6 protein-coding genes are annotated in these 8953 nt (G+C 46.3%); 5 read left to right on the forward strand and 1 reads right to left on the reverse strand.

The genetic code is table 11. The features are described 5' to 3' along the window. Positions 1 to 232: 232 nt before the first annotated feature. From ACN0QW_RS03115 to ACN0QW_RS03125, 3 genes are all read left to right on the forward strand, one after another. Positions 233 to 454, forward strand: a complete 222-nt coding sequence (locus ACN0QW_RS03115) for a hypothetical protein (protein WP_299373566.1) — start codon at positions 233 to 235, stop codon at positions 452 to 454. A gap of 51 nt (positions 455 to 505) precedes the next feature. Then, positions 506 to 862 (forward strand): hypothetical protein, encoded by a 357-nt coding sequence (locus tag ACN0QW_RS03120; RefSeq protein ID WP_417428695.1) that lies wholly within the window; start codon positions 506 to 508, stop codon positions 860 to 862. 73 nt (positions 863 to 935) lie between these two features. Further along, on the forward strand, positions 936 to 3239 hold the full coding sequence (locus tag ACN0QW_RS03125; RefSeq protein ID WP_417428697.1) for a molybdopterin-dependent oxidoreductase: 2304 nt from the start codon (positions 936 to 938) through the stop codon (positions 3237 to 3239). Between the two features lie 64 nt (positions 3240 to 3303). Here ACN0QW_RS03125 and ACN0QW_RS03130 read toward each other — a convergent pair whose 3' ends face one another. Next, positions 3304 to 4164, reverse strand: a complete 861-nt coding sequence (locus ACN0QW_RS03130; RefSeq protein ID WP_417428699.1) for a trypsin-like serine peptidase — start codon at positions 4162 to 4164, stop codon at positions 3304 to 3306. 324 nt (positions 4165 to 4488) lie between these two features. On the opposite strand from ACN0QW_RS03130, the gene ACN0QW_RS03135 reads away from it, so the two are divergent. Next, entirely contained in the window at positions 4489 to 5412 is a 924-nt protein-coding gene (locus ACN0QW_RS03135; protein ID WP_417428701.1) for an OmpA family protein, read from the forward strand. 395 nt (positions 5413 to 5807) lie between these two features. Next, the coding region (locus ACN0QW_RS03140) for a DUF5801 repeats-in-toxin domain-containing protein (RefSeq protein ID WP_417428703.1) at positions 5808 to 8953 on the forward strand (3146 nt) is incomplete at its 3' end.

Genomic DNA, 8953 nt, shown 5'->3' on the forward strand with positions numbered 1-8953 from the left:
TTGTGATGTGCTTGTGTTAAAAAAAAACGAGTGTTTCCTGAATAGAATATTCCCCTCATAAGTCCTAAAGCTATTCTTGGAAGTAAAATTTCGTTAAACGCATTTATTTAGTGATCCAGAGTGGTCGAATTTTCTTTTATGAACCTTATGGCTCTGACATAAGGGAAACAAGAATAAGGCGCCTGTTTATGGCTGCTTTTTTACAATCGGGATAATAGATGAGGATATTGACGTGAGCGAAAAAAATACAGAGAGCGATGAGCTCCTTGATGGACTGAGAGACGAATTGGTCGAATTCGGTGCTGAAGACCTGATCGTTTTTGGTTTGCGCTATACCGATGACGACGAAATTGATCTGTCTATTTGGGATTCTCTTGGTGACCCAGAGCTTGTTGCCGATCTTTTGGAGGATTATGTGAAAGCTTATCGTCGCGAAAATAAGCCCAAAAAATAACCGACCCAATTAGAACCTAAGTGACAAGTTGATAGCTGAGAAGATAAATATATGAGCGATACTGAAACCAAAGACGATGAGTTTTCTTGGGATACAACTGTTACCTTACGTGGCAGCGAAATTGTTATACCGCTTAAGGCTTCTGTAATTAAGCAGGAAATTGAAGACCAAATTTCGATCAAAGGATCGCATCGAAAAGCGATTTTGCGGTCAACCGTGAAGAAATTCTCTGCTGGCTTGAAAAAAGGAGCAGAAAATCTTCAAGGGGATGCGTTGCAGGAATTTCAGTGGAATGCCTTTATCCTTTTGATTGATGACATTATTGCCAATCGGCATATGGCAATGCGATCAGATGCATCTTTGGTCGAAGAAGCGATCGCCGATCCCAGGTTACAGGCACCAAGATAATTTGTTTAGATGCCGGCCCTAGAAGTTTTGGATGTGCTTCATACGGTATTAAGTAAAGCAAGAGTGTTGTAAGATGGAAAAGAGATTAACGGCGTCCCATTGGGGGGCATATTATCTTTCTGTTGATCAGGGAAAAATAACGGATGTTGCCCCTCATGAAATGGATCCGGATCCATCTGCAATCGGACAATCATTTGTTGATGGCATACAACACCCTTGTCGGGTGAAACGCCCTGCCATTCGTAAAAGTTACCTAGAAAAGGGGCCCGGTGCGGCAACGGATAAACGTGGCGCGGAACCTTTTATTGAGGTTGAATGGGATACGGCTTTCGATCTGGTCGCCAAAGAGCTGGATCGTGTTCGAAATGATTTTGGCAATCAATCTATCTTTGCAGGGTCCTATGGGTGGGCCAGTGCTGGGCGCTTTCACCATGCGCCTAGTCAAATTCATCGTTTCATGAATTCTATTGGTGGTTACACCAAATCTGTGAATACCTACAGCTATGCTGCATCTGAAGTGATTCTGCCTCATGTTGTTGGCTCTATGGCCTGGCTGTTGTCACAACATACATCTTGGCCTGTATTGGAAAAACATTGCCAATTAATCGTGATGTTTGGAGGGGTTGCCCTCAAAAATGGGCAGATAAACGCAGGCGGAGTTGGGCGCCATTCGGCAAAGAAAGGCCTGCTCGCTTGTAAAAAGGCTGGAACAAAGTTTGTTAATTTTGGCCCGATCCGGGATGATGTCGATGATGCTTTAGACGCGGTTCATCACCAATTGCTGCCGAATAGTGATGTTGCTGTTATGCTTGCGTTGGCATACCAGCTTTATGATGGCGGGCTGCACGATCAAGGTTTCTTGAATAAATACTGCGTTGGGTTTGAGCAGTTTAAGCCATATTTACTCGGGGAAAGTGACGGGCAGCCAAAGGACGCTGTCTGGGCCGAGAAGATTTCCGGGGTTGACGCGTCGGTCATCCGCAGTCTTGCAAAGGAAATGGCAAGAAAGCGGACGATGATTACGGCCAGTTGGTCCCTGCAACGTGCTGACCACGGTGAGCAAACGCATTGGATGACGATTGTTCTGGCGGCAATGCTGGGGCAAATCGGCTTGCCCGGCGGCGGCTTTGGCCTTGGCTATGCTGGTGTAAATGGTGTGGGGCATCAATTCAATAACTTTACGTGGGCGTCGCTGGACCAAGGCGTTAATAAAGTGCGGGACTTTATTCCAGTCGCGCGGATCAGTGACCTGCTGTTAAATCCTGGTGGCCGCTTTACCTATAATGGACAGAGCTATACTTACCCAGATACAAAGGTGGTGTATTGGGCAGGGGGCAACCCGTTCCATCACCACCAGGATTTGAACCGTCTGCTGAAGGCATGGCAAAAACCGGACAGCATCATTGTGCACGAGCAGACGTGGAATGCACTATCCCGTCACGCAGACATCGTTTTGCCCGCAACAATGACAGCCGAGCGCAATGATATCGTTTGTGCAAAGCGCGATGATGATATTTTTGCGGTAAAACAAGTTGTTGAACCAGTTGGTCAGGCTAAAAACGATTATGATATTTTTTGCGGTATCGCTCGATCTATTGGCGTTCTGGACCGCTTCAGCGAAGACCGGAATGAAATGGATTGGTTCAGGCTGTTTCATGCTAAAAATCGCCAGCGAGCGGCCAGTTTTGGTATTGATATGCCGGATTTTGACAGTTTTTGGGAGGCTGGTGAATATTCATTGCCCGCGAGTAAGGATCTAGTCTTGATGGAAGATTTTCGCAAAGATCCTGAGGGGCATAAGCTCAGAACACCATCTGGATTGATTGAGATTTATTCCAAGACCGTTGCCTCTTTTGAGTTGGAAAGCTGCAAGGGGCATCCAATGTGGCTGGAGCCCAAAGAGTGGTTACGGTCACCATCTGCGCAGCAATACTCTTTGCATCTCATCTCAAATCAACCGGCAACGCGCCTACATAGCCAGCTTGACCATGGGAAAACCAGCCAGCAAAGCAAGGTGTCGGGCCGGGAAGCTATAACGATGCACCCTGATGATGCGCAAGCGAGAAATCTAAAAGTTGGTGATGTGGTTCGGGTTTATAATGATCGTGGCGCTACTCTTGCCGGATTGATTATCAGTGCAACGGTGCAGCCCGGTGTTGTCCAGCTACCCACAGGGGCGTGGTACGATCCGCTTGAGCCTGGGGTTATTGGAAGTCTGGATAAAGCCGGGAACCCTAATGTTCTAACCAGAGACGAAGGAACGTCAGAACTGGGGCAGGGGCCAACAGCTCATTCAACGTTGGTTGAAGTCGAGAAGTTCGTCGGTCCTGTCCCTGAGGTAACTGTTTATAGCCCTCCTGAAATACAATCCCTTTAGAGGGGCTAATAGAATGGGATGGAAGACTTTATTTAGTGCTCTATTCTTTCTCGTTTCTGGAAAATTAAGGGCGATGACTATTGCCCCATTTTGAGCCTGCGGTTTTCAGGCTTGCAAATACCCAGCTATCATTCTTTCTTGGGGAATCATTTTTACTAAAAGCCGCTGAAGAAACAAGGTGGTATGATCCATTTTGGTAGATGAAGGTTGGTAATGACCTTTGTGCCACATTCGTGCCTCGGCAGGGTATGGCTCCGACGTTTGGAATTCGTTGTTTAGAGAGCCGTTGCACGCATCCGCTGGAAAGGCGAACAGCATGCTCCCAACCGTTGTGATAGCCAGCATTAAACATTTTTGCTGTCCCGGTTCTTAATTGGTGACGCATATTTTTGTTGAGGCTTTTTAAGCCTAACCAGCCAGTATGCTGGCCTAAAGGTCTTTTTAAAGTAACAAGTGCCCAATCACCAGCAATGCTGGCCAAGCTGTCTGGCGATTTCGGGTTATAGTTATCTGAAATTTCTACACGGGCAATATTTGATGATGCCATGTGCTTGTCGTGTTGATAGGCTGCGCGATAGTGGAGCTCATTTTTGTTCCACCATCTCTTTTCTGCTTTGTTGTAAAGACAGTTTGCCTGAGTAATGAGGTGCCTTTTGCCAATCATGACGCCAGTACAGTGGCTTTTGCCCCCAATATTAAGGCGACCAATGGTGCTCCAGGGGTAAGTCTGTGCATCAACAGTGCCGTTGTTATCCGGTTTCCGGTGCAAAGGCATTGTACTTTCTTTTGCATAGAGGGAGGATGCCTGAGCTCCTGATGGATGAGCTAGTGTTGATAGAATTACAACGGATACGAACAAAGAGGACATTCCCAAGGCAAGAGATTTTGATGCAAGGGCGGCAGACTTGGATATAACAGCAAGCAAAATATAAAACTCTTTAACTAATCTACGAGAGAAGCTGTGAGAAAACGCAGCGTTGAAAATGAAGGTAGCAAGTCGGCTATTAAAAGGGTGTGACCATTTTGGGATTCTTTTTTTAACCGATTCTTAATAATTTCAATCCTCTATGGAGGTATAGTTGTAAGTAGAAAAAGGTATTTTTTCCTTATAATTACGTAATTTGAGCGTGTTCAAACGTGGAAGTAGAGAAAAATGTACACAATGGCTTGCTCTTAATCGTATGAAACGGTATAGATATCTCTGAATTTATTTCTGCTGTGGGTTGCAGCACTCATTAAGGGGTGGACAATGAAAACAAAAAGTTTTCTGTTCGGGGCTGTTGCGGCTGTGATCGCTGCTGCACCGGCAAATGCTGGACCGCTGGACGCAATGTTCGGTGGGTTATTTGATACTGATACTGCTCAAGGGCTTGAAGTAGAAGGCGTTCAGTTCAGTAATGCTTTGTACGACGGGTATCTTGCGCTTTCTGCTGAGCGTGATGACAATTGGGACTTGGTTGATGCCGAGCACTTCAATCACAAAGCGCGTACTGCTGCACGTCGTTCTTCTGTTGTGCCAGATGCGCCAGATGATCGCTGGTTGAGAGATGACCAAAAACCTGAATTTGCTGATGCTCTTTTGCGTATGCGCAAGGCATTTGACCGTGGTGGTCGTGTTATTGCTCCTCAGCTTGCTGCTAAAGCTCAAGTTAATTATGACTGCTGGATTGAAGCAACTGAAGCTGGACGTTCTGTTCAGTATCAACCTTCAACCCGTGGTGCCGAGTGTAAAGAAGCTTTCGATGCTGCGATGAACGGCCTTGATGCTCTTGCAACTTTCAAACTTACAGACTTCCAGCCTTATATTTCTCCTGCGCCAGCAGCAGACGAGGCTCCGTTGGCTAGCTCATTCCTTGTTTACTTCAACTTTGATAGCACAGTAGCTACAGATGCTGGTCGTCAGTCTCTGGAAGAAGCTCTTTCAGCTGCGCAGGGTAACGATGCGTCAACAGTACGTATGGTTGCGCACGCTGACCGTTCTGGTGCTGTTGATTACAACCAGGCACTTTCTCAACGTCGTCTTTCAGTAGTGATGGAAGCAATGGCGCGTGCAGGTGTTGATGTGGGACGTATCGTTCCGGATGCTGTTGGTGAGACACAGTCTCTTGTTCCAACCGAAGATGGTGTACGTGAGCCAGGTAACCGCGTTGTGGAGATCGATCTGGTTCAATAATCTGATCTGACAATACTAAAATTTGGCCTTATGGCCATTTAAAAGCCCTGCCGATTCGGTAGGGCTTTTTTTTTATGAAATAATCCAGACGCATTAAGTTGGTAATATTTTGGAAAGGATTCTTTAGCTCTTTGTTAGCTCAAGTGTCCTATAAGTTTGTCTGTACGGGTTATTACGTAGTGTTTTCAACCTCAAAAAAAGGTTAAAATAAAATTAACAATTAAAACTCATATATATTGATGTAGGTTTTTGAAATGAATCACTTGAGTTGAAAATAGTCTATAGTAATATTAACCCAAAGTTTAATGGGCGTCGTACGCCTGCCAAAAATATGTGCCGTACAATATTGTACATACAGGGGCACAAAGACATAGGAACCTTAAGGGGGATTCCAAATGACTGATGATGTAAAACAAAACGGTGGTGAAGCAATGGTTGATACAAATGATGTGAATGTCGTTGGGGAAACTGGGCGTGAGACCCTTGTCGGGCAGGCTGCGGGGGCAGTTGATGTTTCGGCGCCAGCCGCAGGTGAAACCGTTAATGTTACTCTCGTTAAGGGGCAGACTGCCAATCTTACCTTTGATGCGACTGCTGCAACGCCAATCGTTGAGGGCAATGATTTTGTTCTAACGTTCGATACTAATGGTGATGGGGACGCAGATAGCCGAATTGTTTTCCAGAACCTAGTCGAAGAATCACAGGGTGCTGATGCGCCTGTTCTTGTTATTGGTGGTATTGAACTTTCTGCTGGGCTTCTTATTGGTCAGGCACAGGCTCTTGCCGAAGGTGAAACGCTTGAAACAGCAGCCGGTGCGGGTGCCGGCCCAACTGGCGGCGGCGGAAGCACGTATAGTGATGATCTCGGTAGTGCGATTGATCTCCTAAATGCGCAGGGCGTTATTGACCCAACAGAACTTCAGTTTGGTTTACTTAGCAGCTTGGATGAAATTACAGATCCGGCGCAGGGAACTCTATTGATCAGCTTCCTGACGACTATTACGGAAGTTGAAGAAGGTCCTGATGGTGGTATTACGGGTTCCTTCGGTGGTGGTTTTGAAGACTGGCTACCTAATCATCATTTAACAGATGGTGATGCTGGTGAAGATAGCAGCCCATTCTTAGGGGATGGTTCGCGGGAAGCCTTTTCAGCGCCGATGCGTATGGTGTTGACCTTTGTTCCATCTGATAATGAGACACTTGATACCGTTGTTATTAACGAGCTGCCAGAAGGCGTACGCCTGTTTATCGGCGGAAGTGAAGAAGGCGATGAATATACAGGCGGATTCCCTGTAACGGTTTCTCCTTCTGACTTTGAAGACATCTATGTGCTGCCTCCGCAACATTCTGACGCTGATATCACGATTACAGGTTCAGCAACGATTTCCGATCCAGATTCTGGTGAGAGCGCGACGCTTGGTTACACAACTGTTGCTGTAATTGACGCTGTTGCTGATCTTCCTGATGGCCTAAATATTGGTGATGATGGTGGTCAAAATGGACTGCAAACGGCAACATTTAGTGAAACGGCAAGGGCCGTTTCACCGAGTGGTGGTGTTGTTAATTCTGGTGATGAAGAAGACGTCGTTACGATCCCTGTAACTGTCGAATTCTCTGATTTTGCAGATGATTCAGAAGCACATGAACTTGTGATTGATGGCGTTCCAGAGGGATGGGATATTCGTCCAGTTCCTGGTGCAGAAATCTGGCAAATGGACGGAGATAACGTTTATCAGGTAACGTTTGGTACTGATGGTAAGCCTGTACTTACTCTCGTTACCGATACTTCTGATCTTCCTGCCTCTCTTCAGCACCAGATTGCCTTGGCAGCTGGAGTGACTCCTTCTCCAGATGCTTTAAGCACGCTTGAAAATACAATCGGCGACGAAGTCGCAGATGATGGCTATGTCCGCTATTTCATCGATGTTTCAGAAAATGTTGATGACGCAAACGGCGGTAATACAGCCGATACATCTGACGATGGGTCGGGAAGCCTGACCACGAATATTTCCTTTAATCCTAATGACTGGACGAATGATCGTTTACCTGATGGTACGCCACGTGGCGGTGAAGGTGCCGAGGGTGATGAGGGGCCTGCGACAATTACGGTCCATGCTGTTGCAACTGAAACCGTACCGGAAGGTTCTGGTTCAGAATTGACAGACGCTGATGGAACGCCGGTTGACGAGAATAATCAGTCTGTAGCTGGTCCCGTGTCTGTTGATATTTCTATTAATGAAGATATTCCAGAGTTCACGTCTTCAATTACGTTGATCCACGATGAGACGCAACGTACGGTTAGTGTTGAAGGTGCTGGTGTTGACCCTGATTCAAATGATATTCCTGATGTTCCCGCGCCTGTACAAGCTGTTTTAGACGCAAGATATAAAGCTTTAAAAGGTGATGATGGGGCTGAGTTGGGCGATGCCGTCGGTCAAGCTCAGAACACCTTTACCTATGATCTGAAGACCGATGGTTCTAATGACGAAACGGATGGTTCTGATGGTCCAACAGATACTGATGCACCTCTGAACACAAACCCATCTACTCCAGATGATCTGGAAGCTATTACTTTCGATCTGTCTGGTGACGTCGATAGCCTGTTAACTTCTGGTGGGTCTGTTATTACACTTCATCAGGATTCTGATCAGCCACAAGTGGTCTGGGGTATTGATGAATCCGGCAATGTTATTTTTGCGGTTCATATCGATGGAACCCTTAACAATGACGGTAACACGGGTAATCTTACCTTTGTTCAGTATGGTCCGATTGATCATAATCAGCCGGGTGATGGCGGTGAGGGATCGCACGACGAAAATGCCTCTTTTGATCTTCCAATCAGATTAACTGACGATGAAGGCGATAGCGTTACTGCAACAGCCACGATCAACATCGAAGATGACGGCCCTGTTATCACGAAGTTTGAAACCAATGATGGCGCTGATATACGTCTTGACGAATCAGTTGGTACTGATGATGGCGATAGCAATGCAGATGATGAAACATCTGCACCAACAGCCGGAGCAATTGGCTTTGCCACGATTGATGCTTCAAGCCTGATTACCTACGAATACGATGCTGGAACAGATGGTGAGAAATCGTCTGTATTCTCGTTAACTCTTGATAACAGTGCTTCTGGACTGTTTGATACTGCTTCAGGTGAAGCCGTTGTTTTAATACAAAACGGCAATGTCATTACAGGTACTGCTGGTAATGGCGGGGCGGCTGTCTTCACTATTACTGTTGATCCTGCCACAGGCGGGGTGACTGTCGAACAATTCCGTGCGTTGAAACATAGTGATACAGATGATCACGATGAAGCGACTGATCCGTTGGAAATTGCGGCTGGTGCTATCAAACTAACAGTCACGCTAACGGATGGTGACGATGATACAGATAGCGAGTCAGTTGAACTTGGTAGTTTGATCAAGTTTGAAGATGATGGTCCTACGGCGGATCTATCCTCTAAGCAAGATGCCGAGATCCGTCTGGACGAGACAGATAACGACAGTGATGATAATGATGTTGGCGGTCTGCTTGC

This window comes from Kiloniella sp. (genome assembly GCF_048259265.1).
Taxonomy (GTDB): domain Bacteria; phylum Pseudomonadota; class Alphaproteobacteria; order Kiloniellales; family Kiloniellaceae; genus Kiloniella.

What these genes read in the sequence shown, in the direction of transcription:
- ACN0QW_RS03125 (WP_417428697.1), top strand. Translation starts at nt 936, where the DNA reads ATGGAAAAGAGATTAACGGCGTCCCATTGGGGGGCATATTATCTTTCT.
- ACN0QW_RS03120 (WP_417428695.1), top strand. Translation starts at nt 506, where the DNA reads ATGAGCGATACTGAAACCAAAGACGATGAGTTTTCTTGGGATACAACT.
- ACN0QW_RS03135 (WP_417428701.1), top strand. Translation starts at nt 4,489, where the DNA reads ATGAAAACAAAAAGTTTTCTGTTCGGGGCTGTTGCGGCTGTGATCGCT.